This is a genomic window from Rhizobium sp. GW821-FHT14E12, assembly GCF_058803745.1.
In genome coordinates, this window is the sequence record NZ_JBXAPH010000003.1 from 422,096 (window position 1) to 447,216 (window position 25,121).

General features: G+C 58.8%; 25 protein-coding genes. 8 read left to right on the top strand and 17 right to left on the bottom strand.

Annotated features, from left to right (window positions below; genetic code table 11):
* Positions 1–17: 17 nt before the first annotated feature.
* Together AC1RO0_RS15280 and AC1RO0_RS15285 are read left to right on the top strand one after the other, a co-directional pair.
* On the top strand, positions 18–1,592 hold the full coding sequence (locus tag AC1RO0_RS15280) for a pyridoxal phosphate-dependent decarboxylase family protein (RefSeq protein ID WP_498593735.1): 1,575 nt from the start codon (positions 18–20) through the stop codon (positions 1,590–1,592).
* 83 nt (positions 1,593–1,675) lie between these two features.
* Positions 1,676–2,590, top strand: coding sequence for a DMT family transporter (locus AC1RO0_RS15285; protein ID WP_498593736.1), 915 nt, complete (start codon positions 1,676–1,678; stop codon positions 2,588–2,590).
* Between the two features lie 119 nt (positions 2,591–2,709).
* On the opposite strand, the gene AC1RO0_RS15290 is transcribed toward AC1RO0_RS15285, so the two are convergent.
* The 7 genes from AC1RO0_RS15290 to AC1RO0_RS15320 all read right to left on the bottom strand — a co-directional run bounded on the left by AC1RO0_RS15290 (position 2,710) and on the right by AC1RO0_RS15320 (position 9,940).
* A complete protein-coding gene (locus AC1RO0_RS15290) occupies positions 2,710–3,549 on the bottom strand; it encodes a MurR/RpiR family transcriptional regulator (protein WP_498593737.1) in 840 nt (279 codons plus the stop codon).
* 98 nt (positions 3,550–3,647) lie between these two features.
* Complete coding sequence (locus AC1RO0_RS15295; protein ID WP_498593738.1) at positions 3,648–4,352, bottom strand: aspartate/glutamate racemase family protein; 705 nt, start codon at positions 4,350–4,352, stop codon at positions 3,648–3,650.
* A gap of 51 nt (positions 4,353–4,403) precedes the next feature.
* On the bottom strand, positions 4,404–5,372 hold the full coding sequence (locus AC1RO0_RS15300) for an ABC transporter ATP-binding protein (protein ID WP_498593739.1): 969 nt from the start codon (positions 5,370–5,372) through the stop codon (positions 4,404–4,406).
* Positions 5,365–6,429, bottom strand: coding sequence for an ABC transporter ATP-binding protein (locus AC1RO0_RS15305; protein WP_498593740.1), 1,065 nt, complete (start codon positions 6,427–6,429; stop codon positions 5,365–5,367). Before AC1RO0_RS15305 ends, AC1RO0_RS15300 begins: the two co-directional genes overlap by 8 nt.
* Positions 6,426–7,316 carry an ABC transporter permease gene (locus tag AC1RO0_RS15310; RefSeq protein ID WP_498593741.1) on the bottom strand — a complete coding sequence of 297 codons (891 nt, stop codon included), beginning with the start codon at positions 7,314–7,316 and terminating at the stop codon, positions 6,426–6,428. Before AC1RO0_RS15310 ends, AC1RO0_RS15305 begins: the two co-directional genes overlap by 4 nt.
* A 4-nt stretch (positions 7,317–7,320) precedes the next feature.
* Positions 7,321–8,274: an ABC transporter permease gene (locus tag AC1RO0_RS15315; protein WP_498593742.1), complete on the bottom strand. Its 954-nt coding sequence runs from the start codon at positions 8,272–8,274 to the stop codon at positions 7,321–7,323.
* A 76-nt stretch (positions 8,275–8,350) separates the two neighbouring features.
* Complete coding sequence (locus tag AC1RO0_RS15320) at positions 8,351–9,940, bottom strand: ABC transporter substrate-binding protein (protein ID WP_498594031.1); 1,590 nt, start codon at positions 9,938–9,940, stop codon at positions 8,351–8,353.
* A gap of 287 nt (positions 9,941–10,227) precedes the next feature.
* Here AC1RO0_RS15320 and AC1RO0_RS15325 point away from each other — a divergent pair, with 287 nt between their 5' ends.
* Positions 10,228–11,049: a bifunctional allantoicase/(S)-ureidoglycine aminohydrolase gene (locus AC1RO0_RS15325; protein ID WP_498593743.1), complete on the top strand. Its 822-nt coding sequence runs from the start codon at positions 10,228–10,230 to the stop codon at positions 11,047–11,049.
* 117 nt (positions 11,050–11,166) lie between these two features.
* Positions 11,167–12,036, top strand: a complete 870-nt coding sequence (locus AC1RO0_RS15330; RefSeq protein ID WP_498593744.1) for a LysR family transcriptional regulator — start codon at positions 11,167–11,169, stop codon at positions 12,034–12,036.
* 114 nt (positions 12,037–12,150) lie between these two features.
* On the opposite strand, the gene AC1RO0_RS15335 is transcribed toward AC1RO0_RS15330, so the two are convergent.
* The gene (locus tag AC1RO0_RS15335) at positions 12,151–12,915 is read right to left on the bottom strand and encodes a pirin family protein (protein WP_498593745.1); all 765 of its coding nucleotides are present in this window, start codon (positions 12,913–12,915) and stop codon (positions 12,151–12,153) included.
* 38 nt (positions 12,916–12,953) lie between these two features.
* Entirely contained in the window at positions 12,954–13,544 is a 591-nt protein-coding gene (locus tag AC1RO0_RS15340) for an isochorismatase family protein (protein WP_498593746.1), read from the bottom strand.
* Between the two features lie 112 nt (positions 13,545–13,656).
* Here AC1RO0_RS15340 and AC1RO0_RS15345 point away from each other — a divergent pair, with 112 nt between their 5' ends.
* Complete coding sequence (locus AC1RO0_RS15345; RefSeq protein WP_498593747.1) at positions 13,657–14,562, top strand: LysR family transcriptional regulator; 906 nt, start codon at positions 13,657–13,659, stop codon at positions 14,560–14,562.
* A 26-nt stretch (positions 14,563–14,588) separates the two neighbouring features.
* Here the strand turns inward: AC1RO0_RS15345 and AC1RO0_RS15350 are convergent, their stop codons facing one another.
* Positions 14,589–15,491 (bottom strand): LysR family transcriptional regulator, encoded by a 903-nt coding sequence (locus AC1RO0_RS15350; RefSeq protein ID WP_498593748.1) that lies wholly within the window; start codon positions 15,489–15,491, stop codon positions 14,589–14,591.
* A gap of 147 nt (positions 15,492–15,638) precedes the next feature.
* Between AC1RO0_RS15350 and AC1RO0_RS15355 the strand changes: the two genes are divergently transcribed.
* From AC1RO0_RS15355 to AC1RO0_RS15365, 3 genes are all read left to right on the top strand, one after another.
* Positions 15,639–16,805, top strand: a complete 1,167-nt coding sequence (locus tag AC1RO0_RS15355) for an HlyD family secretion protein (RefSeq protein WP_498593749.1) — start codon at positions 15,639–15,641, stop codon at positions 16,803–16,805.
* 77 nt (positions 16,806–16,882) lie between these two features.
* The gene (locus tag AC1RO0_RS15360) at positions 16,883–18,502 is read left to right on the top strand and encodes an MDR family MFS transporter (RefSeq protein WP_498593750.1); all 1,620 of its coding nucleotides are present in this window, start codon (positions 16,883–16,885) and stop codon (positions 18,500–18,502) included.
* Between the two features lie 37 nt (positions 18,503–18,539).
* A complete protein-coding gene (locus AC1RO0_RS15365; protein ID WP_498593751.1) occupies positions 18,540–19,739 on the top strand; it encodes an adenylate/guanylate cyclase domain-containing protein in 1,200 nt (399 codons plus the stop codon).
* A 161-nt stretch (positions 19,740–19,900) separates the two neighbouring features.
* Here the strand turns inward: AC1RO0_RS15365 and AC1RO0_RS15370 are convergent, their stop codons facing one another.
* From AC1RO0_RS15370 to AC1RO0_RS15400, 7 genes are all read right to left on the bottom strand, one after another.
* Positions 19,901–20,623 (bottom strand): GntR family transcriptional regulator, encoded by a 723-nt coding sequence (locus tag AC1RO0_RS15370; RefSeq protein WP_498593752.1) that lies wholly within the window; start codon positions 20,621–20,623, stop codon positions 19,901–19,903.
* A 93-nt stretch (positions 20,624–20,716) separates the two neighbouring features.
* Positions 20,717–21,142: a RidA family protein gene (locus tag AC1RO0_RS15375; protein WP_498593753.1), complete on the bottom strand. Its 426-nt coding sequence runs from the start codon at positions 21,140–21,142 to the stop codon at positions 20,717–20,719.
* Positions 21,143–21,272: 130 nt separating this feature from the next.
* Positions 21,273–22,034, bottom strand: coding sequence for an SDR family NAD(P)-dependent oxidoreductase (locus AC1RO0_RS15380; protein ID WP_498593754.1), 762 nt, complete (start codon positions 22,032–22,034; stop codon positions 21,273–21,275).
* A gap of 45 nt (positions 22,035–22,079) precedes the next feature.
* Entirely contained in the window at positions 22,080–22,841 is a 762-nt protein-coding gene (locus tag AC1RO0_RS15385) for an amino acid ABC transporter ATP-binding protein (protein ID WP_498593755.1), read from the bottom strand.
* A complete protein-coding gene (locus tag AC1RO0_RS15390; protein ID WP_498593756.1) occupies positions 22,838–23,494 on the bottom strand; it encodes an amino acid ABC transporter permease in 657 nt (218 codons plus the stop codon). The genes AC1RO0_RS15385 and AC1RO0_RS15390 overlap by 4 nt, the downstream gene beginning before the upstream one ends.
* The gene (locus AC1RO0_RS15395) at positions 23,494–24,159 is read right to left on the bottom strand and encodes an amino acid ABC transporter permease (protein ID WP_498593757.1); all 666 of its coding nucleotides are present in this window, start codon (positions 24,157–24,159) and stop codon (positions 23,494–23,496) included. Before AC1RO0_RS15395 ends, AC1RO0_RS15390 begins: the two co-directional genes overlap by 1 nt.
* A gap of 56 nt (positions 24,160–24,215) precedes the next feature.
* Complete coding sequence (locus AC1RO0_RS15400) at positions 24,216–25,043, bottom strand: ABC transporter substrate-binding protein (protein WP_498593758.1); 828 nt, start codon at positions 25,041–25,043, stop codon at positions 24,216–24,218.
* Positions 25,044–25,121: the final 78 nt, after the last annotated feature.

A 25,121-nucleotide genomic window follows, 5' to 3' on the forward strand; every position in this document is an offset into this window, starting at 1 on the left:
GTTGGAAGGCGACTTACATGTCCATCAATAATACGTCCGGAAACGCAGATCTTCGAACTTCGGCTGCGCACGACACTTCAATTACCTCCATTATTGATCAGATTTACAGTGCGGACAATTTCGCAAAGGCAGGGGATGCGGTCGTTCACCTGCTTTCACAGTATCTCAAAAATGCGCAGGGCCGGTCCGGCCCTGTACTGGCCATTAAACCTCCATTGGAAAACGTCGCCGAGGCGCGCAGATCCCTACAGAATAACCCGCCGGTTGATCCGGGAGATATGGAGGCGATCACATCAAGGGCGAGCGCCTTGATCGGGCAGTTCCTGGCCAACACACAGACGGTCCACCATCCCGGATACATAGGCCATCAGTTGCCTCCGCCCTTGCCGATGGCTTCGCTTTTTGAGCTTGCGGCTGATGTGGCAAATCAAGGCATGGCCATTTACGAGCTAGGCCCCTGGGCGACGGCCGTCGAGAAGGTCATGGTGGAACGATTGGGCGTTCAGCTCGGTTTCAAGCCCAATACATTTTCCGGTCTTGTTACCTCGGGCGGAACATTGGCTAATCTGACCGCGCTGCTTTCCGCAAGAAACAAGGCGCTCGACGGAGTCTGGAAAGAGGGGCTTCCTCATTGCAAAACAAGCCCGGTCATCATCGCTCATCAAGGGTCGCATTATTCCATCGAGCGATCGGCCGGAATACTCGGACTTGGATCGAACCAATGCCTCTATGTTAAGTCCGACAGCAACGGCAGGATTGATCCCGAGGCGCTTGCCGAACTTCTGCAGATCTTGAAGGCTCGGCAAATCCCCATCATCGCTGTTGTGGCGTCGGCGTGCGCAACCAAGACAGGCTCGTTTGACTCTCTTCCGCGGATCGCCGACCTGTGCGAGGCCCATGATGTCTGGTTGCATGTCGACGCGGCCCACGGAGGAGCCGTCAGCTTTTCCCCCGAACATCGTCATCTTTTGGAAGGGATCGATAGGGCCGACAGTGTCGTATGGGACGCGCACAAAATGCTCTTCGTTCCGACATTGTCGACATATCTTTTCTATCGGCGTTCGCGGGACAAATATTTCGCATTTAGCCAGGAAGCTCGCTATCTGTTTGCCGAGGGCGCGGATGAGGGGCATGAATATGACTGCGGACTGGCAACCGCGGAATGCACAAAACGTGCGGCCGCTCTATCGCTTTGGGGCATCCTCTCCATCTATGGCGACGGGCTGTTCGAAATGCTGATCAAGAGAATTTTCGAAACGACAAGCTTGTTCGTAGAAAGCTTGTCTGCAGTCGATGAAATCGAAATTCCCATAAATCCGGAATTTAACATTGTTTTATTCAGGTATATCCCTCGAAATAGAAGTGTAGATTTGAACGACTTCAATAAGTCTCTTCGAAAATTCATAATTGACGAAAATAATATTTACCTGACAACGACAATATACAATGAAGCCGTCTATCTACGATTTGTCGTCATGAATCCCAGGACTGACCAGGCCGATGTTGAAAGCCTAATGGAAAACATCAGGCAACATGCATCGCGCTATGAGGGTATAGCTTCAACCGCTCCCGAAGTGGCATTGCAAACGTGACGGCGCTGGCTGGGTTTCGGCACCAAGCAACCCTGAAGCTTAAGCACGGCTTTTCATTAAGCGAATTTTGAACTGATGAGATCATGAAGATTTTGCCTCACTTGGCCATTACCTTGGCTATGTTCCTCTGGTCCATAAATTTCATTGTGTCCAAGGATGTGTTTACAGCCTACAGCCCCATGGCTGTGATATTCATGAGGTTATTAATCGCGTCTCTATTTATATTCATCTTGAAGAAGACATTACGTATAAATGAGAAAATCAGGCGAGAGCATCTGCCAGTGTTTGCGCTGTTGTCCTTCTTTTCCCCCTTTCTATATTTTATCGGCGAGGGATACGGAATTTTCCTCACGCCATCGACGCTTAGCGCTCTGATCGTGGCGACTGTTCCTGTGGTATTTCCGGCGATCACCTTCATATTCCTGGGGGAGAAAATTGGCCCGACCGGCATTATCGGATTGATAATAGCGTTTATCGGCATCTCGATCACAATCATCGACCCGACAAACTTCAGCTTGGCGTACTCTCCCGAGGGCCTGTTATTCCTCTTATTGTCTGTAGGTTCTGCGATTGTCTATATTATCCTGGCAAAGCATCTTCTCGGAGAATATAAAAGTATAACAGTCGTCGGGACGCAGAATTTATTTGGAGCTATATATTTTTTTCCTATTGTCGCCATTTTCGATAGCCGGCTTATATTGAGCCAGAACATCGATTTTCTTATTCTTCTGAAGATCGCATTTCTCGGAATTTTCTGCTCCGCCGTCGCCTATATATTATATAGCTACGCAATCGCACGCCTTGCTCTCTGGCAGGCCAACGCATTCGAAAATCTCATCCCCATCTTCTCTGCAATCCTGTCCTTTCTCTGGTTGCATGAGGTGTCGTCTACCAAAACCATCGTGGGTTTCTGCATTGTCATTGCTGGCATAGTGGTTTCACAACTGGCCTCATTCCAGAACCGTCGTGGTGAGGAGGACGTCGTCGTATCGACTTAAACTCGACGCCGACGGCATCGATCCGGAGACGATCGGCCAGAATAGAGGGGAGCTGAGGCCATGGCATTTCCGTCAGATGCGTAGCTGGATCTTCTATCGCGATAGGGAAATGCACCTGGCTAAAGCTCCTCGAGGCTATCGTTCAGAGCTTCGATGTTTCGCAGACGTCTGCGACCTGACACCTCCGCCTTTTCGACGCATCGCGTTATCAGCAGGTGGCAGAGCGCCATGACGGAGGCATGATTGAAGAGTGGTCCGGGCGCCAGTGTCTGGCAAAGGAAATGCCATTCGGCGCTTGCCAGAACGGGGGCGCCTTCGTCGGTGATGTAGAGGAACTTGGCTTTTGACCGCAGGATTTGCTCGATCAGCAGATCCATCCGCGCTATCCGCCGCCGCAGGCCGAACAGCACGACGACATCCTGTTCCTGCACGCTGACCAGATGCTCGCCGAGGGTCTGTCCCGGGCCGGGGATCGCCACGATATTCTCGATGACCTGCGTGAGTTGCCACTGGAGATAGGAGGCGAAAGGATGATTGCTGCGGAAGCCAACCACCCACACCTTGCGAGCGTTTAGCATTGCTTCCGCAACAGCATCGATTTGCGTATCGTTGATGGCGAGAAAGGTCGCGTCAATGTTGGCGATCGCTTGCGCGATGTGCGCTTTGATCGATTGGGTCGTGGAGGTATCTGTCGAGGTTGACAGAAACAGCCGCGATCCGGTCTGCTTTTCGGCGCGGGCGTGCCTGCGTGCCTCTTCGTAGTTTGCGTAGCCCAGCCTCTGGACAAACCGCGAAACGGTTGCCTTCGAAACATGGGCAAGTGCCGCCAGTTCCTGCGCGGAATAGCTCGCAAGCTCGCCTGGAAAATCGCAGACAAAATCTCCCAATCGCCGCTCGGCGGGGTGGAGGTCCGGAAGAGCCTGCCTGACCCTGAACAGAAACGAATTCTCTTTGGACACTTCCGTCTCCGCCAGATTGCTCGCCGGTGGATTTTCGGTCGCGGATACCCGATTTGCAATCGAAAAGGGCGCCGGCAACCGATGTCCGTATGCCTTCGTCATGAAGAAGTGTTGCGGGTGGCAGATGTGGCTTTGATTTGGAGCAGCAGCGACGCGACGGCCGCCGTGATCGGTGCAATCACCGGCCTGGAAAACCGGCGTCCCAGCTCGACGGCGGCCTGTCCCAATGGCCCGCCACCGATGATGACCGCCTCGGCGCTGTCGAGGTCGAATGCCTGTTCGACCGCCAAGGCAAGTTCGGCCTGCAGCCGCTCCGGATCGGCTGCGAGCTTTTGCGGATCACCGTTGGTGAGGCGCGTCCCTGTGAACAACTGACCGAGCCCGAGACCTTCCGCCTTGCGTGCAAAGCCGCCGACAAGATCGGGCGTGACCGTTGCGATGCCAAAACGACGTCCATGCGCGGATGCCTCAAGCATGCTGGCCTCGCAGATGCCGACAACGGGAATGTCGGTGAGGTCCCGTAGCTGCTCGATGCCGGGATCGCCGAAGGCGCTGACGATGATGCCGTTGCAGAACCGGGCCGCCGCGAGCCCCATCTCGACCACTCCGGCGGCGGAGGCCGCCAGCTGTCTGTCATCGAGGATCATTGGAACACCGCTTGTCGCAGTCACACCTTCGACGGTGACATTAGCCGGAAGGACGCTGCGGGCGATGTCGGTCATCATTGCTGTTGTTGCCTCAGACGTATTCGGGTTGATGAGGACGATGTGCTTCGTTGTGTCGTGCGCATGCTGAACGAGCACGGCGGTCTCCCTGGTTCGCTGTTGTCTTTTCAGTGACGGGTAGCTCGAAACCTATGCGTATTGAAGGCAGGCCACTTGTCCGGTTCCGCCTTGGCCGACGAGATCGGGCACGCGGGACCAGCACGCATCCGACACCTGTGGGCAGCGAGGCGCGAAGGCGCAGCCAGGTGGCATGTTCGCCAGATCAGGTGGCGAGCCCGGAATTGTCACCAATCTGTCCCGGCCATGGGCCAGCTCGACGCGGGCTCCCAGCAAGCCGCGGGTATAGGGATGTTTCGGTTGGTTGATGATGTCGGAGACGGTGCCTTCCTCGACGATCCGCCCCGCATACATTACCGCAATTCTGTCGGCCACTTCCGCAGCGACGCCGATGTCATGGGTGACGAAGATCACCGACAAGCCATATTCCGCCTGAAGCTCCCGGATCAGGAGGAGGATCTGAATTTGCACCGTCGCGTCGAGGGCAGTCGTCGGCTCGTCGGCAAGGAGCACTTTCGGATTGCAGGAGAGTGCCATCGCGATCATCGAACGCTGCAGCATGCCGCCGGACATTTCGTGCGGGTAATTCTTGAGGCGTCGTTCCGGCGAAGGGATACGAACCTTCTGAAACAAGGCGAGCGCCCGCGCCGAGGCTTCTTGACGCGACACATTTTCATGTCGCCTGATCGTCTCCTCAATCTGCCGGCCGAGCGTATAGACGGGGTCGAGGGCAAGCCGCGGCTCCTGAAAGACCATCGAGACGATCGGCCCGCGCAGGTCGCCCAACTCCTTCTTCGTAAGCGCTGTCACATTGCGGCCGGCGACCGTCATCGAGCCCTCGATGATCGTTCCCGGCGGATGCAGACGCAGCAGGGAACGCATCGTCACGCTCTTGCCGGAGCCGGACTCGCCAAGCAGGGCCACGACTTCGCCCGGCCGAACGGAAAGGCTGACACCGTTCACCGCCTTGACCGGTTTGCGCCCGCGATTGAAGGTCACCGAGAGGTTCCTGATATCGATCATCGGCTGGGCATCAGTCATCTTGAGTCTCCATCATGACGGGCGCACGGCTGTGACCGGATGCGGGCATCGACATAAGACAGGCTGCGGCATGATCCCCGGACACGCTCACAAGCGGCGGCATCTCCCGGCTGCAAATCTCCTCGGCAAAGGTGCAGCGCGTATGGAATCGACAGCCGGGAGGCGGATCGATCGGATTTGGCGGATCACCTGCAAGGGGAGGCTCCGATGTGCGATCGGAAGGGTTGATCTTCGGCATGGAGGCGAGCAACGCCGCCGAATAGGGATGTTTCGTGCGGTCGAAAATCGCGTCGCGGCTGCCGATCTCCGCTACCTTTCCGAGATACATGACCATAACGCGGTCGCACATGAAGCGAACGACGTTGAGGTCGTGCGAGATGAAGAGGTAGGTCAGGCCGAAATCCCGCTTGAGATCGAGCAGCAGGTTCAGCACCTGCGCCTCCACCGACTTGTCGAGTGCGGACACGGCCTCGTCGAGAATGACGAGGCGCGGCTCCAGCGCCAGGGCGCGGGCAATGTTGACGCGCTGCCGTTGGCCGCCGGAAAGCTCGTGCGGATAGCGGCCGGCAAAACGGTTCGGCTCCAGGCCGACCCTGTGCAGCAGGTCGTGTGCCCGGGCCATGGCCTTTTCCGCGGTGACACCATGAACCCGCGGGCCGAACGCGATCGACTCCTCCATCGTCAGGCGTGGGTTCAGCGAGGCATAGCTATCCTGGAACACCATCTGTACCTGCCGGCGGTAATCGCTCAGCGACAGCGTGCCGCCGACCGTTTCGCCATCGAACAGCACTTCGCCTTGATCCCGCTTGATCAATTGCATCAGCAACCGTGCCATCGTCGACTTGCCGCAGCCACTCTCGCCGACCACGCCGAGTGTCTCACCCTTCAAAATGTCAAAGTCGATCCCATCGACGGCGCGGACCACCTTCTTAGGCTGGAATAGCCCGCCACCTTTGACGGGGAAGTGTTTCAAGAGAGATCTGGCGGAGACTAGCGGCTGGGCAGGGCCGCCACGGTCGCGCGGATCTTTTGCAGGCAAGGGAAGGCCACCCATCATGATTTCACATCCATTGCCGCGCGCAGGCCGTCCGAGAAAAGATTGAAGCAGATCGACGTGATGAAGATCATCACGCCCGGCAGAGCCGCCACATAGGGGTTGACGTAGATTGCCGTGCGCAACGTATTCAGCATCAGGCCCCACTCGGCATCCGGCGGTCTGACGCCGAGCCCGAGGAAGGAAAGGCCGGAGGCCAGGATCATCGATACCGAGATGAGGCTGGTCGCAAACACGAAGATCGGGCCGAGAACGTTGCCCAGAATATGGACGGTGATGATCGTGCGAGCCTTTGCACCCGAGGCGCGGGCGGCGTCCACATAGTCGAGGCGTCGTACCTGCGTGGTCACACTCTCGGCGACGCGGGCGATTTGTGGAATGAACACCACCGTCAGGGACACTAGCGCATTGGTCAGGCCGGAGCCGAGTGCACCGGAGAGCGCAACGGCAAGCAGCACGGACGGAAATGCATAGAAGACGTCGACCGTTCGCATGATCAGCGTATTGACGATGCCGCCCGCGTAGCCGGCGATGATGCCGATCGCAGAACCGATCACGAAGGCGACCGGAACAGGGATGACGCCCATCAATAGCGATAGTCTTGCGCCGTAGATCAGCCGGGACAGCATGTCGCGGCCAAGTTCATCGGTCCCGAGTATGTATCCTGGAGTGCCGATCGGCTTCAGGCGGCGGATCACACTCGTCTTTGTCGGGTCATATGGCGCGAGATAGGGAGCGAGGATCGCCGCGACGATGAGTGCGATTATGATAAGGAGCGCCACGATGGCAACCGGATCCCGACAGAGACGGCGGACGACGCCGTGCCAGAAACCGGGGGAGCGGATGGTGCGCGGACCATCTGCGACGACGTCTGCTGTAACGGCCACCATGGGCTCAACTCCTCTGGATACGCGGATCGATTGCGCTCTGAAGCACGTCGACGACGAGGTTGACGAGAACGAAGAACATGGCGAGCACAAGGATGGTGCCCTGGAGCACGGGCAGGTCCCTGCTGAAGATCGCGCCGTTCAGGAGGAAGCCCGTTCCAGGCCAGGAAAAGACCGTCTCGATCAGGATAGAACCGCCGAGCAGATAGCCAAGCTGCAGGCCCATGACCGATATCGCCGTCGGTGCGGCATTGCGAACGACGTGGCGCAGGATCTGCCGCGTCATTAGCCCCTTGGCGGCGAGAGCCTGTGTGAAATCCTGCGCGAGAATATCCGCGACCAGCGACCGGATTGTCCGGGCGATGATTCCCATCGGGATGACGGACATGGTGATGGCAGGAAGGATGAGATAGCGGAGATATTCCCAATTGACCGCCCTTCCGTCCGATCCACCGGGGCCACCGCCCATCGCGGGAAGCCAGCCGAGCCTGACTGAAAAGACGATGACGAGCACCATGCCGAGCCAATAATGCGGCACGCTGACGCCGAGCATCGAGATCGCCGAAGCGATGCGGTCGATCCATTTGCCGCGGAAGACACCGGCCAGGAAGCCGAGGCCCGCGCCGAGCGTGAAGCCGATCAGCGTTGCAGCGACCGCCAGGATGATTGAATTGAGCGAAGCAGAGGCGATTTCGCCGAGGACCGGCCGTCCGCTGGTGATGGAAACACCGAGATCGCCATGCAGCGCCCGCCAGCTCCACAGTGCGTACTGAACCGGCAGCGGCCGGTCGAGGCCATAGAAGCTTCGCATCTGGGCCTGGAGTTCGGCCGAGGCATCGGAGGGCAGGATGGCCGCAAGCGGGTCGCCCGGCGCGATGTGGATCAGCATAAAGCACACCATGCTGACGCCGATCGCCACCGGTATGACATGCAGAAGCCGTTTCAAACCATAAGCCAGCATGAGATTCTCGCTTGGAAAGAGTAAGTCCGCGCTTCAATGGGGGTGCACCGGCGAGCCGGCGCACCCGTTTGGGGGATCAGGGATCGAGCGTGATCTGCGAGAAGTCCTGGAACCAGTTCTGCGCCTGCACGAAGCCCTTGACCTTTGTACTCATCGCGCGCGGATTGACGTCGTGCGTGACCATCAGGAACAGCGCTTCGTTGACGTATTTCTCATGCACCTGCTGGAGAACCTTGTCCTGTTCGGCGGGATCAAAGGTGTTGCGCACCTTTTCGAAGAGCGCATCCATTTCCGGATCGCAATAATAACCCCAGTTCGTACCTGCCGGCGGTGCGAGATTGCACTGCAGATGCCGGATGAGGCCGGTAAAGGGATCCTGGATGAAATAGGAGTAGTTGATCGCCGTTGCGCCCTTGGCGCTCGGATCCTTCGCTCCCGCGCGCCAGATATTGATGACCGTGTTCCAGTCGGCCACCTCATATTCGATATCGATGCCGATTTCGGCAAGCGTCTGCTGGATATACTCGTTCATCGCCAGCGGCAGCATCTGGCCGGAGCCGGACGAGGAAATGATGACCTTGGTCTTGATGCGCTTGTCGGGACCGTATCCGGCTTCCGCCATCAGCTTTTTCGCTTCCTCGACATTGTAGCTGAGCTTGAAGGTCGGATTGCCGAACCACTGGTGGCCGGGCGGCATGAACCCCTGGGCCGGGGTCGAGAGGCCGCCGAGAAGCTCGTTCAGGCCGTCGCGATCGACGGCGAGGTTCGCGGCCTTGCGGACGCGGATATCGTTCCAGGGCGAACCTTCGACACGGGAGAAATGCCATGTCCAGTTATGCGGATAAGAGTTTGTGACGATCGTAAAGCCGGCTTCCTTGAGAGAAGCGACGGAGTCCGGCGCCGGCGCCTCGATCCAGTCGACTTGGCCGGATCGGAGAGCGGCGACGCGGGTGTTCGGTTCGGGCAGCGGAATGAGGATCAGCTTGTCGAGCTTCGGCACGCGCGCCGGATCCCAGTAGTTCTTGTTCGGCGTCAGCTCGGCGCGCTCGCGAGGCGTGAAGCCGCTTTCCAGCTTCCACGGCCCGGTCCCGGACGGCTTCTGTGCCACGACATCCCAGTTCTTGCCCTGCGCTTCCCAGTTTGCGGGCGAAGACATCAGGATCCAGCTCAATTGATAAGGCAGCGTCGCATCTGGTGTCTTGGTGGTGATCTCGACCGTCAGCGGATCGGTTGCCTTGTAGCTGGCCACGGCTGGAATGCGCGACTTGCCCTGGGCCGCCTGGCGTTTGTCGAATTGGGGAGCATCCGTCTTCAGAAGCTTGTCGAGGTTCCAGATGACAGCGTCGGCGGTGAAAGCGCTGCCGTCATGGAATTTGACGCCGTCGCGAAGCTTGAAAACCCACTTGGTCTTGTCGTTGGCATCGACTGCCCAGGAAACGGCGAGCCCCGGAACGAGGGCCGACGGCTTTACGGCACTTGTGAGATCCCATTCGACGAGCGAGTCATAGACCGTGTAGCCCATGAAGCGCTGACCTTCGCCACCCTGGTCCGTCTGTCCGGTGGTTAGCGGAATATCGGAAGCGGTCATGCCGATCCGCAGCGTTCCCGCGGCAAAGGCCGTGGCTGTGCCCGCGGCGGCCAGTGCGATGGCGGTTGCCCCGACCATGATGGATTTGCGGAATTTGCGAAGAATGGATCTTCTCTGCGATAGAAGATCGAATGCCTGGTTCATGCCGTTCCCTCATCTGTTCTTGTTGCCACCGGGCAGGACCCAGTCAGCGGATGAGAAGCAGTTTTCATGCCGACTTGAATGAAACCGGAGTTCCATTTTAAAAAACAATATTTTGATTGAAGTTTTTGATTTCCCGGCTTGTGAGCGCCGAATTTAGTGTTGCTTAAAAGGCGTGCGGCACTTAATGCAAATGCATAATCCCGCGCCGCGAGACCGGACCCATGACCGACAGAAATTACTATTCGAAACTCGGCGGATTGCCGCCGCAGACCGAACTGCTTTCAAGCAAGGCTGTTTTTACGACGGCCTATGCGGTTATTCCACGAACCGTTATGACCGACATCGTAACGAGCGTGCTTCCGCATTGGTCGGGAACGAGAGCATGGATTCTATCCCGCCCGCTCTCCGGTTTCTCGGAAACCTTCTCGCAATATGTGATGGAAGTCTTGCCGGGCGGCGGAAGCGATCGACCGGAGCCCGACAAACGCGCGGAAGCAGCGATCTTCGTCGTCGAGGGCGAGATGGCGATCGAATATGCCGGAAGCGACTATGCGCTGAAGGCAGGATCTTTTGCCTTTATCCCGGCTGGAGCCGCGTGGAAGCTGAGCAATCGGGGGACCGCGCCAGTCCGGTTCCATTGGGTCCGGAAGGTGTTCCAGGCAGTCGAGGGATTGGAAGCTCCGCCCGCTATTTTCACGCATGAGGATCAGCACGCCATTTCGTCGATGCCGGACACGAATGGCTCTTGGGGAACCACCCGTTTCATCGATCCGTCTGATGTCCGTTACGACATGCATCTCAACATCGTCACATTCGAACCGGGCGGGACGATCCCGTTCATGGAGACGCATGTCATGGAGCACGGCCTATACGTGCTCGAAGGCAAGGCGGTCTATCGGCTGAACAAGGACTGGGTGGAAGTGGAGGCGGGAGACTTCATGTGGCTGCGCGCCTTCTGCCCACAAGCCTGCTATGCCGGCGGGCCGGGCCGTTTCCGCTACCTGCTTTACAAGGACGTTAACCGGCATCCCGAGCTCTGGTAGTCGGGGAAAAGCGAGATCGCAACTTGTCGTGATTGTTTCCCATAACAAATGGTTGCTGCATTAATTGGGATCAATAGGCTAGAACGGAGCCGATTGATCTGCTGATGGAGCAATGATGTGGAACTTTTGAACGACATGGCTCTGTTCGTGGAGGTCGTGAAAGCGCGCAGCTTTCGTAGGGCCGCCGAAACCACCAAGGTTCCCAACTCCACCCTGTCCCGCCGGATCAGCCTGCTGGAGAAGGCAATCGGATTGCGGTTGTTGCACCGCACGACGCGGCGGATCGAGCTGACGGAAGCCGGCCAGATCTACTTCGAGCGCTGCAAGCGTATCGTCGAGGAAGCACGGCTGGCACATGAGCAACTCGGCGAGATGCTGGAGCAGCCGAGCGGCCTCTTGCGCGTATCCCTGCCCGTGGATTTTGCGACGACCTATCTGGCGCCGCTGATCGCCGAATTCGCCGAGCAATATCCCGGCATCAGTTTCGAATTCGATCTGACGCCGCGCAGGGTCGATCTGGTGGCGGAACCGTTTGACGTGGCGATCCGCATGGGAGAGCCGGAGTCGTCCCACATGATTGCGCGTCCGCTGGCCCGCCTGTCGCCGTATCTCTATGCCTCGCCGCGCTATCTCGAACGCAACGGCGAACCGAATGGTCCTTCGGACCTGGCCGGGCATCAATGCCTTTGCATGCTGAATACCAAGGTCTGGACGCTGAGCAATGGGATGGAAACGGCTGATGTTGCCGCCGGCGGCAGGTTCCGGCTGAACAATATCGGAATGATCCGCCGCCTCGCCACGCTGGACATGGGTGTCGCCATGCTTCCGCAGGAAATTGTCTCTGACGAATTGGCGGCCCAACGGCTGCAACGCATCCTGCCGCAGTGGCAGGGCGCGCCCGTATCCGTCTTTGCAATCACCGAGACCCGATTGCTGCCTGCAAAGACACAGCGATTTATCGAGTTCCTGAAAGAGCGGCTGAAATAGAACCGCCCCGCTCGTGATTGGCAGCGAGCGGGGTGGATAAGCTATTCGGGAGCTTTTCGAAATCAGTTCCGGACGTTGCCACCATCCGCGACGATCGTCTGGCCCGTCCAATGCTCAACCGCTTATGGTGCCCTCGCGGGAAAACCGCGCGCGCCGGTCGATGAGAAAGAGCACCAGATCCGTCTCTGCGGTCGCCGTCACGTCAAGCGCGGCTTCATCCGCGCCGATCGTCAGCGCCGTATGCGTTCCGGCCTCCTGATGGCCCACCAGCACGCTGCCGCGAAAGACATAGAGCCAGCGATCGAACCCGGGTATGGAGGGCAGGCCGATGCTTTTGCCGGCCGACAGGTGCATATCGTAGAGGTAGATGGCCTGGCGGACGAAACTCGGTGCTGCCGACCCGACGGGTCCCGTCAGAAGCCGCCATTGATCGGTTCGGGTTGCCTCGTCCAGGCTGACAAACTGAACTCCAGGTTCCATGTCCGTCGTCTCGGGCCGAACGAAGATCTGCAGCATTTCGATCTGGTCTTTGCCGACGACTTCCTCCTCGTGGGAAAAGCCGCTGCCGGCGTTCATCACCATCAGCCGACCGGGCGAGATGACCTCGCTCCGGCCAGCCGAGTCCGTGTGCTGCATGTTGCCCGCGCGCAGATAGCTGATGATCTCGTCGTTGCGGTGCTCATGCATCCTGACGACGAGGCCGGGTTGCAGCCGGGCATGGTCGATAATTCCAAGCCCGCCGAAGCCTGCGTCATCCGGTTGCCGCAGGGTAATACCTGGGCGGATTCGGCGGAGCTGAAACGGGCCTTGCGCTCTTACCAGATGCGTTTCCGGCGATACGACGCCAATCCCGTTAAGGGGAGTTGCTTCTAAGGTCATGTTCTCTACTCCTTGGCTTCGCGCGGACTGGATATCGGTTACGCGATCGGCGGAAGCACTTCGGTGAACAGCAGCTGGATGAGCTTCTGGCCGTTCGGCGTGCCCCAGTTCTGGGCAAGTTCCGCGATCATGGTGTTGGTGGCGGTCAGAATGACGCCGCCATCCTGCATGCGGCGGCGAGACATATCCTCGGACAACTCATAAGGCGAGCCCGAAGCGTCCATGACGGCCTGCACTTCGTAGCCTTCGGCGACGGCGTCGATTGCCGGGAAGACGAGGCAGACGTCGGTCGTGACGCCAGCCATAATCAGGTTCTTGCGGCCCGTTGCTTCGACCGCGGCCTTGAAATTGGCGTCGGTCCAGGCATTGACGATGCCTTCGCGCTTGACGCGCTTTTCGAAAGCCTCGGGCAGGATCTCCTGCAGTTCAGGCAGAAGCGGCCCCTGCACGCGATCTTCCTGGCTGGATGTCAGCACGGTTGGGATGCCGAGGATGCTGGCAGCCTTGGCAAGCGCCAGCGACATGCGCTTGGCCTGCTCGACGTCGATGTTCTTGATCAGCTGCATCGTGCCGACCTGATGGTCGATCAGCAGAAGCGCGGAATTCTCAGGCGTGAATGTCGTGGTCATGACTCATCTCCTGTGCTCGTTGGGAGCTTGATTGCTCGAGCTGGAAGATAGAGATGGAACGATACATCGGGGAGACTTGATTTATGTCGTGCTTATGTTCCATAAATGAAACATGAAGACATTCGGCGATTTTGATGGGTTGGCGCTGTTCATCCGCATTGCGCAGGCTGGCGGACTGGCCTCGGCCGAACGCGCGACCGGCATTCCAAAAGCCACGCTCTCGCGCCGTCTGTCGGCGCTGGAGGAGAGCTTGAATGTCCGCCTTGTGCGCCGGACGAAGAAGGGGGTGGTTCTGACCGAGCAGGGGCAGCAGCTCTTCGATCGAAGCCAAACGGCGTTCATGCTGGCGGAGCAAGCGGTTGCCGAGGTTCAGGACGAACGCGTCGCACTGTCGGGCACCGTGCGCCTGTCGCTCCCTCCCGACATGGCGGTCGCGGTTCTCGCTCCGGCTCTGATCGACTTCAAGTCCCGCTATCCCGATGTTGTCATAGAGATGACGCTTGCGGATCGCCGGGTCTCGCTGATCGAAGAGGGATATGATCTCGTCATTCGCATGGGACCGGTTGCCGACTCCGAACTGATGTTCAGGAAGATCGCTGCCTTGCCGCGAACGCTCGTCGCCAGCCCGGCCTTCCTCGGTATGCACCCCGATCTGAGAACCCCGCAGGACCTGGAAATGCTGCCGGCGCTTGCGATCCGCCGCGATCTGATTGCATGGGATTTGAAAAATGCTCAAGGGGCACGCGAAGTCGTGCGCCCCAGGATCGGTTTTGCCGCAAACCGTCAGACCATTCTTGTCGAGGCGGCCTGTGCCGGCCTTGGCATTGCCAATCTGCCCAAGTTCATGATCGAGGATGCGATAGCAACCGGTGCGCTCGTTCCGGTCCTCCCCGATTGGGAGCCGTCACCGGTCGAGATGACCGCATTGTGGCAGAAGGACAGGATCACGGAGCGCCTGATCAAGGCGATCGTCCGTGATTTTGAAGAGGCATTGCATGCCAAGCTGGCCGCGACTTAGCGTCCGCTTGCGGTCCATCGACTTTGTCAGGTCATCCACTTGCGGTGCTCGGCGAAGCGCTCGACCAGCAAGTCGATGAAAAGCCTCACCTTCGTCGGCAGATGGCTGCGGTTGGGATAGATGGCATTGATGGCAAATTCCACGCCGCGGAACTCCGGCATCATCCGGATCAGCCGGCCCTCGGCCAGGTCCTCGGACACAATGAAGCTTGGCGCGAGCCAGACCGCACGGCCGTTGACCGCGAGGTGGCGCAAGGTCTCGGCGCTGTTGGAACGGGCGTTACCTTGCACTCTGACGTTTGCTGGCTCCCCGGTGCCCGTTTCGAAATGCCATTCGTCGCCATAAGGATAGTAGCTGTATTGAAGACAGTTGTGGGCGGCGAGATCGGCGGGCGTCTTCGGTTCGGCATGGTCCTCAAGATAGGACGGGGAGCAGACGAGGACGTGCCGCCACGACGTCAGCTTCCGAACCATCAGGCTGGAATCCGGGGAGGGCACGGTCCGCATCACGAGATCGTGGCCATCCTCGATCATGTCGATCGTCCGTTCGCCGACTTCTACATCCATGGAGACCGAGGGGTAGAGCTCGAGATATTCATCGATGACGGGAAGCAGAAAGCGGACAATCGCAGCGCTTGAATAGATCTTGAGCGTGCCGCGGGGCATCGTGGTCAGCGCGCCCGCAGCCCGGTCCGCCTCTTCGAGTTCGGCCAGTATCTGAGACGAGCGGTCGTAATAGAACTTGCCCGTTTCCGTCAGGCTCACCTTGCGCGTCGTGCGATTGAGCAGGCGTACGCCGAGCCTTTCCTCAAGCGACTGCACATGGGTGGCAACCATGGTCACCGACATGTTGAGCCGGCGTGCCGCCGCCGAGAAACCACCATGTTCGACCACCTTTCCGAAGACCGAAAGACTTGTCAGACGATCCATGCACACCTCCTGATTATCCGCTCTCAGCGTATGATCCTTACCGATATACGCGGATTATCAAAAGGCGGCCAGCGGGGCATTTATGCGGTCCATAGAACGCAATCATGTCCCCGCATCATCAACGGGGCGGAGCATAGGAGAAGTACGATGGTTGAGCTCCCCCGCAAGGAAGCATTCGAAAGCGCCAAGGCAGAGACAGCTAAAGTCGCCGAAGTCTCAGCGCCCGCCACCACGGAAGCAGTTGCAGGCGAGGCCCCGAAGACATCCGCTGGAAGTGCCGTCAAACGCGGCGTGCTCGTCGTGGCCCTTCTCGCGGGAGCCGCATACGCCGCAAACTTTGGATATCATTACTGGACCGTCGGTCGCTTCATGGAGTCGACGGACGACGCCTATGTGAAGGCGGACTACACCACAATCGCCCCAAAGGTAACCGGCTATATCAAGGAAGTCCTCGTAAACGACAATGATACGGTCAAGGCAGGACAGGTCCTCGCCCGGATCGACGATCGTGACTTCCAGGCTGCATTGTCGCAGGCGAAAGCGGACGTGAACGCAGCCGCGGCCGCAATCACCAATATCGATGCGCAAATTCGATTGCAGCAGCCGGTCATCGACCAGGCGAAGGCCTCGCTCGATGCGTCGCGCGCGTCCCTGGTATATGCTCAGTCAGAGGCCGTGCGTAACACGAGGCTGATCGCGAATGGTGCAGGCACGCAGTCCCGCGCCGAGCAAACCCAGTCCCTGAACGACCAGGCAGTTGCAGCGGTCGAACGGGACCAGGCCGCTTTCGTTGCCGCCCAGAACAAGGTTCCAGTCCTTCAGACTGAGCGTGATCAGGCTGTCGCCCAGCGCGACCACGCCGATGCCGCCGTCCACCAGGCCGAACTGAACCTTTCCTATACCGACATCGTTGCGGCTGTGGACGGAACCGTCGGCGCCCGCTCGATCCGTGTCGGCCAGTTCGTCACCGCCGGAACGCAGCTAATGGCGGTCGTGCCGCTCCACGCCGTTTACGTCGTTGCGAATTTCAAGGAAACGCAGCTTACCAATGTCCGTCCGCGCCAGCCCGTCGACATCAAGATCGACAGCTTCCCGGATGTTACGATCAACGGGCATGTCGACAGCATATCGCCCGCGAGCGGCCTGGAATTCTCCCTGCTGCCCCCGGACAATGCGACGGGCAATTTCACCAAGATCGTGCAGCGTATTCCCGTGAAGATCGTCATTGACGACGAGGGGCTGGTTGGCCTGCTTCGGTCCGGCATGTCGGTCGAACCTGAGATCGACACGAGGGCCGTCGCATTGCAGAAATAGGGATCCTGTTTCTTTCCCAATCATCACTCCACCATTGGCATGAGAATGTTTTCCGCAAAGCCGGAAGGAGATAAGTCATGGCCACGCTCCAGGTCGTAGCAAACAGCAATCAGCCTCCCGGTCCGGTGGCGGTGTCCGCGTCCGCCAAACCGGCAATGAGCCCACTTCGCATGTGGTGCGCCGTCATCGGCTCCACGCTCGGCGCTTTCATGGCGGTGCTCAACATCCAGATCGTCAATGCCTCGCTTGCGGACATCCAGGGCGCGATCGGTGCCGGAACGGACGACGGAGGCTGGATATCGACCTCCTATCTCATCGCTGAAATCGTCGTCATTCCGCTCAGCGGATGGCTGGCCAGGGTCTTCTCGGTCCGCAACTATCTGCTGGTCAACGCCATTCTGTTCCTCATCTTCTCGATCGCCTGCGCATTCGCGGCGAACCTGCAGCAGATGATCGTTCTGCGCGCCATCCAGGGCTTTTCCGGCGGCGTGTTGATCCCAATGGCCTTCACCATCATCATCACGCTGCTTCCCAAGGCAAAGCAGCCGATCGGCCTGGCGCTGTTCGCGCTCTCCGCCACCTTTGCACCCGCGATCGGCCCGACTATCGGCGGTTATCTCACCGAGAATTTCGGATGGGAGTATATCTTCTACGTCAATCTGGTGCCGGGCTCCCTGATGGTCGCCATGCTCTGGGCCTCGCTCGACCGCGCGCCGATGAACCTCGGCCTGCTCGCGAAGGGAGACTGGCCCGGTATCGTCACCATGTCGGTGGGTCTCGCAGCGCTTCAGACCGTGCTCGAGGAAGGCAACAAGGACGACTGGTTCGGATCGAACTTCATTGTCCGCCTGTCGGTCATCGCCGTGGTGTCGCTGACGCTCTTCCTGATCATTGAGCTGAAGACCGCGCATCCGCTTTTGAACCTGCGCCTGCTGGTGCGCCGAAACTTCGGCTTCGGCATCGTCGCCAATATCCTGCTCGGCATCGCGCTCTACGGCTCCGCCTTCATTCTGCCGATCTACCTCTCCCGCATCCAGGGCTATAATTCCGAGCAGATCGGCATGGTGCTGGCCTGGACAGGCATCCCTCAGCTTCTCTTAATCCCGCTGGTTCCGCAGATGATGAAGCGCTTCGACATCCGCCTGCTGATCGTCGTCGGTTTTGCCCTCTTTGCCGCCTCGAACTTTATGAACGTCCACATGACCGGGGACTACGCAAATGACCAGCTTTTCTGGCCCAACGTCGTTCGTGCCATCGGACAGGCCCTCGTCTTCACGCCGCTTTCGGCTATCGCGACCGCGGGCATAGAGCAGGAAAATGCCGGTTCCGCTTCAGCGCTGTTCAACATGATGCGAAACCTCGGCGGCGCTGTCGGCATCGCCTCGTTGCAGACCTTCTTGTCGAAGCGCGAACAGTTCCATTCGAACATCCTGACCAGTTCGGTCTCCATGTTCGAGGAAGCCACCCGTGAGCGCATCGCCAAGCTGACGGCGTATTTCATGAGCCATGGCGTCAGCGATCAGGCTACCGCCACGCACAAGGCTGTTGTCGCCGTCGCCTCGGGTCTGCGAAAGCAGGCCAACATCATGGCCTTCAGCGACACGTTTTTCCTGCTGGGCGCGGCGCTGGTTGTCGCTCTTGTTGCGACGCTGTTTTTCAAGAAGCCCGGTCAGTTGTCGGGCGGAGGAGCCCACTGAATACCCCCGTGTTTTCCAGATCCCGAAAGGCAAAGCCATGAACACCTTGCTCAAAGATCCGGTCTCCGTCGGTCCACGGACCATTCGCCGTCGCAGCGTCGATCCGAACTCCCTGCTTTCCGTGCTGGAATGGCTGTCGGGCGACGAATGTCACGCCATCGACGAGGCCGGTCTGATTGCAGGGCTTGGCCGACGGCTGCAGAGGATCGGCCTCCCGATCGACAGGCTGACACTGCATCTGATGACGCTCCATCCGGAGTTTCCTGGGCGCATCGTGGCCTGGGCGCCTGGCGAACCTGTCGAGATACACGAGGACGAACACAGCGCCGGTCTCAGCTTCGCCGGCAGCCCGCTGCGCAAATTGATGAGCTCCCGAGAGCCAATGATTGTGGGAATGGACGAGCAGAATTGGCTCTGGCAGGGGATGGATGTCTATGCCGGCCGAGGTCTTGCGCAGCTCCTTGTCGCCCCGCTCTGCAATGTTGACGGGCCTGTCAGCGCCGTCATCTTCGGCACGCGGCGTCCAGGCGGCTTTACGCTGCCGGACATCGGGGTCATCGAGCGGATTCTTCCAGCTCTGCGCAACACCTGCGAACTCCGTGTCATGCGCCAGGCGGACCTCAGTCTCCTCGACACTTACATCGGCCCGATGACCGTGCAGCGCATTCTTGCCGGGCGTATTCGGCAAGGCGAGGTCGAAACCATGGAGGCAGCCCTTTTGCTTTGTAGCCTCCGCAACTTCACGGAACTCTCGAATAGATTGCCGGGGGATCGCGCATTGGAGTTGCTGAGCGCATATTTCGAGATCGCGGTGCCGGCCATCACGCATCGAGGCGGGAAGCTGCTTAAATCCATGGGCGATGCGGTGCTGGCATTCTTTCCCAGCTCCGATGCCGAGGTCGCCAGCAATTCGGCATTTGCCGCAGCGAATGCGATCCGGGACGATCTCAGACATTTCGAATTCGATGGCGCCGATATCGAAGCAAGTATTGCGCTCCACTATGGTGGGGTCAGCTATGGCAATGTAGGCTCCGGTGACCGTCTGGATCTTGCTTTCATCGGTTCCGACGTGAACCTCCTCACCCAGATCCAGAGCACATGCGCCGCGCTTGGGACGTCAGTTCTCATGTCAGGTTCGTTTTGTCACAGGATCGGGGCCGAGAAAATCCGGACGGTCGGCTCCCACCAACTCAGAGGATTCGAGGATCCAATCGAGTTGTTCACGACTGAACTCTAACATCCGTCCTGGGCGGCAAAATGGGGCCTGCGTGATTGTCCCTGCGCCGGCAACCACATTTATTGAGGTCGCGCCATCCCGCAATGGGAAGCTGTGATCACCACCAGTGCCTGATTCCCAGACGCACACCTTGCGCACTGGTTGATGAAGCCCGCTGAAGGTTAAGCCTGCTTGCTGACGCCATCCGACGGACTGTTGGTGATAAGCGAAAGGTAGCGCTCCATCGCCTTTCTGAATTTCGCGTCCCAGACGCTCTCGGCCAGAGGAAGGTTGCGATCCCTGATTGCCTCATAAAGCGAGACGACGTATTTTTCGGCATCGCCGCGGCGGTCTGTGTAAACGATACCAAGTAAATTGTTGAAGCGCCGCACATCGCCGGTCAGCTCGGAAAAATAGCGAATGGTGCGTTGCAATCCCGTCGCGTCGATAATCGCCTGTTGAAACTCCAGGTCGTTGCTGACGGTATCGGACTGATCCTTCAGGTCGGCGAATTTGACGGCATTGTTAGCCAGCTTCTCGATCCGCTTAAGGTCAGCTGGCTGCAGGCGTCCTTCTTCCGACAGGAGATAGGTGAGGGCGATTTTTCCAAGGGCCATCCGGATATCGTAAACCTCGACGACGCTGGCGGCATCCAAGGCGCTGACCACCGCGCCGCGATTTCGCCGAAGCTCGACAAAGCCCTCGCGAGCAAGCAGCCGTAGGGCCTCCCTGACCGGATGACGCGACACGTTGATCATATCGGTAAGCTGCTGCTCGACCAGACGATCGCCGGGCTTCAAGGCCCCGGCGATGATTGCTTTTCTGATCTGTTCTGCGGCGAACTCCGCACTTTCCATGATGGTCATCGCCGCCAGCACGTTCGCAGAACTGTCCGATTTAGCCAAGATTCGCTCTCCTCATTGTCATGAGGCTATGTATTATAACGTCGGCAACTTGTCGATTATATACAAACGCAATCCCGGTGTTTCGAAACCACGTCAGAGCGAAATGACAAGGTGCTTCTGGGGGAGGTTTCCGGCGCCTCTATATGCGGTGATTTCGATCTCGAACAGATATTCAGGTCCGCCGAGAGGACCGCAGCTCACGCAGCTTGCCGGATCGATGCCTTTGAATTTTTCACCCATGAAGGCCATGACGTCTGCAACATCTTCCTGGCGTGGAATGAAGATCCGCCGGCGGACGATGTCCGCAAGACTGGCGCCAACCGACGCCAGCGCGCCTTCGACATTCTTCATAGCTTGCCTCGCCTGTTCGACGGCAGTGTCAGGCATGGCTCGGGTCTTGTAGTCCCGCCCGGCTGTGAGCGACATGAAAATCCAATTGTCGAGCGCGACGATCCGCGAATAGCCCTCCTTGTCCTCGAGAATGCTACCCGATTTCACTTTGACGATTTCGCTGACCATGTTTCTTCCTTGGATAGGGGTGAGCACATCCGAGCCGGGAGCGCGCAGCATTGCTGGCGGTTCCCGGTGCGGAAATGTGCTGTTTAGGGGCTGAAGGTGTTGGCGGGCCTGCGGCAGGCCCTATAGAAAGCTAGATGGAGATTCCGCCGTCGATCACGACGGTATGGCCGGTTATCATTCGGCCCGCGAAACCGAGATAGACGATCACTTCCGCGACCTCATCCGGGGTGCAGAGCTTCTTCAGCGGCGTTGCCGCGATCGTGCCGTCATGCCGCTCCTTCGACCATTCGATCGCCCAGGAACTGTCCACCGAGCCGGGTGCCACGGCGTTGACGCGCACATCCGGGGCGAGCGACCGCGCCAGATTCTTCGTCAGATTGATAACGGCGGCCTTGGATCCGCTATAGGCGATGGTGCTTGCCACCGAACCGAAGCCGGCGATCGAGGCGGTGTTGACAATAGCGCCCTTGCTTTCCTTCAAGGCAGATGCGGCAGCCTTGGAGCAGCGAAAGACGCTCATCAGATTGACGTTCAACAGGTTGGCCCACAGCTCCTCGGTGATCGACTCGAGATCCTGGATCGGCACGGGAAGCTTGACGCCAGGGGTGCCTGCATTGTTGACGAGCAGATCGAGGTGCCCGAGATCGCTGATCGCTTTCTTGACCATCGCCTCGGCCTTGTCGGCATCGCCAACATCGCCCGGAGCGGCAACGGGATCATAGCCTTCCTTGCGCAACGTTGCGAGGGCTTCTTCCCCGCGGGGGTCGTCCGGAAGGTAGTTGATCGCCACGCGGGCGCCGCTTCTGCTCAGTATCCGTGCGGTCTCAAAGCCGATCCCGGATGCGCCGCCCGTTACGAGCGCGGTACGGCCTTTAAGGTCAAATGAAATCATCGTGCAAATCCGATCAAAGTCTAACGTTGCGTTGCGTGAAAGTGCTCAAGCCGCCGATATCCTGCGGCCGCAGTCAGTGGGGGCGCGGTTCTCGCGCCGCAGGAAGCGTTGGGTCTGTTCCTGGGAGGGATTGTCGATCACTTCGGCCGCCGTCCCGAGTTCGCAAACCTCGCCTTGATGCAGAAAGGCGACCCGGTCCGCGGATTCTCGCGCGAAGCCGATATCGTGGGTGACAACGACCATGGTCATCCCCTCCGACTTCAGCAATCGCATGGTTTCAAGGACCTCACCAACGAGTTCCGGATCGAGAGCCGAGGTGACTTCGTCAAACAGCATGTAGGACGGCTCCATCGCTAGTGCCCTTGCGATGGCCAGACGCTGCTGCTGGCCGCCCGAGAGCCTTGACGGCAGCGCATTGGCTTTATCCCCGAGCCCGACATGGTCTAGATGCTTCTGGGCAAGTTTTCGCGCCTCCGAGCGGCTGCGCTTTGCGACCACGCGCGGCGCCAGCGCCACGTTTTCCAGGGCGGTCAGATGCGGAAAGGCATTGTACTGTTGAAAGACGATGCCGAGTTTCCGGCGCAGGGTGTTGATGTTGGTCTTCGGGTCATGGACGCTGATGCCGTCGACAATGATCTCACCGCCCTGGATCGGTTCCAAGCCGTTGATGCATTGCAGGAGTGTCGATTTCCCGGAGCCGCTTGCGCCGATCAGGCAAAGAAGCTCACCCTTTTCGACCGTCAGGTTGATGCCCTTGAGAACCGTCAACGGACCGAAGATCTTGCGGACGTTTTTGATCTCGATCATACGAGGACCCTTCTTTCAAGTTGGCGGCTGTACTTGGAAACCGGATAGCAAATGAGGAAGTAAAATAGCCCGGTCCCCAGCAGCATGAGCCAGGTTTCGTGGGTTCGAGTCATGAGCATCTGGGCGGTGCGGGTGAATTCCAGATAGCCGATAACGCCTGCCAGCGAGCTATCCTTGATCAGGCTCAGGACCAGGCCGATCCAGGATGGAAGCCCGGCACGAAAGCCGAGGGGCGCCGAGATGTGGAAGAGTTCCTGGAAGTAGTTCATCCCCAGGGAACGAGCACCCCGGCGGTATTGAAATGGCACGGACCGCAGGGCGTCGCGAGCGACTTCGGCTGTCACGGCTGCCATCCAGGCGCCGAGCGCGACGGTGCCGAACCAGAATGGCGAGGCGCTGAAGCCCATGAGCGACAGGATGCTGTTGGCCAGGATCAGCTGAATGATCATCGGCACGCTGCGAAGAATGTCGATGATCGGCGTCGTCAGCAGGCGGATGACGAGCGAGATCGACCGCAACCATCCAAGGACGATGCCGAGGACTGTGCCGAGCAGGCCCGCCGCAATGGCGATCTTGATGGTGTTGATCGCTCCCAGCAGCAGGAAGTAGGCGTCGGACCAATGCAAGCCCTGATTTGCAAATTGAAACTGCATCAGGTCCTCCCGTACATGAGCTTGAAAACGAGATGCGCCGAAAGCTGCAGGGCCTTTGCGATGACGTAGTAAAATCCGGCCGTCACGATGAAGAATTCGAACGTGCGGAACGACACGGATTGCGCATATTGGGCCGCCCCCGCCAGCTCTCTCAAGCCAACGAGCATGCCGAGCGACGTATTGAGCATTCCCCAGATACCCTGGGTGACGAAGGCAAGGAAAATGACCTGGAAGACCTGCGGGAAGACGACATGCATGAAGCTCTGGAAGCTGGTCATTCCAAGGGACCGGGCAGCGGAAAATTGCTGGCGCGGTATCGCCGCGATACCGCCCCGGAAAATCTCGGCCAGATAACCGGCATTGTTGAACGAGATCGCCGTCAGCACCGAGATGTAGCTCGATATGTTGATGCCGAGCGCGCCGAGGCCGAAATAGATCATGAAGACCTGGAAGAGCACCGGCGTGTTGCGGGAGAGCTCAACCCAGGCCGTCGCTAGTCGATAGCCGAGGCCCGTTTCCCTTTGACGCGCGACCGCCATCGGCATCGCGATCAGCGTTCCGATGACAAACGACAGTATGGTGATCTGAACGGTCACCCAGGCGCCGGCCAGGAGCTGCGGCAAAGCATCCCAAACGATGGACCAGTAGAATTGATAACCAAGCATGGCGGTGTCCCAATATCCATTGGCAGGGGTCGCCTGCCAATGGAGGTTCGGTTGAACTAGAAATCGATGCCGTCAGCATGCAGCGACGGCACTGGCCCATTGCCGAAATACTGCTTGTACACTTCAGCGAAGCGGCCGCTGACGCTCTGCTGCCAGACGAACATTTTAGCCCAGTTCAGCATCTGCTGGTCATCGCGGCGCACAGCGATGGAGACCATGTCGGAAAGCGGCGCTTCTCCGGCGATGACGAACTCGGGGAACTGCCCGCTCTGCGCAAGAGCGTTGAAGACACCGAAGGAGACGAGGATGGCGTCGATCTTGCCCTGTTGCAAGGCAAGATAGGCTTCGGCATCGGTCGAATAGCCGGTGTAGGTGGCGCCCTTATCCTTCCAGCCATTTGCAAGCTCTTTATTCAGCAACTGCTCAGGCGTGCTGCCCACAACACCGCCAAGCTTCTTGCTGCTCAGATCCGCATAGGTCTTGATGCCCGTGTCCTTGCGCGTGACCACGCCCATCGTGTTGTTCATGTAAGGCTGCGTGAAGGCGACGGTCAGCGCGCGCTTTGGCGTTGGCGTCGTCGATGCGATCAGCACGTCGATACGGTTGGATACCAGCGCTGGAATGCGGTCCGGCGAGGGAGTTTCGACGATCTCAGGCTCCGCTCCGAGGGCGGCAGCCATGTCCTTGCAATAGACCACGTCGAAGCCCTCCGGCTCGTTATTCGTGTTGCGAAAGCCGGCGGGCGGGCTGTCCAACATGATGCCGCAGCGCAGTTTCTTGCTCTGAACAATCGTGTCGAGCGCGGATTGTGCGTAGGAATGCGCCGACAGCGTCAGGCTGAAAGCCGTAGCGATCATTGCAGTCTTGAGTATGGTGTTCTTCATGTCATTCCCCTTTTTGATATTGTATATTAGCTGCTTAGTTTTCGACTTTTATAAGCCTCCGGCCCACTCCCTTTGAGG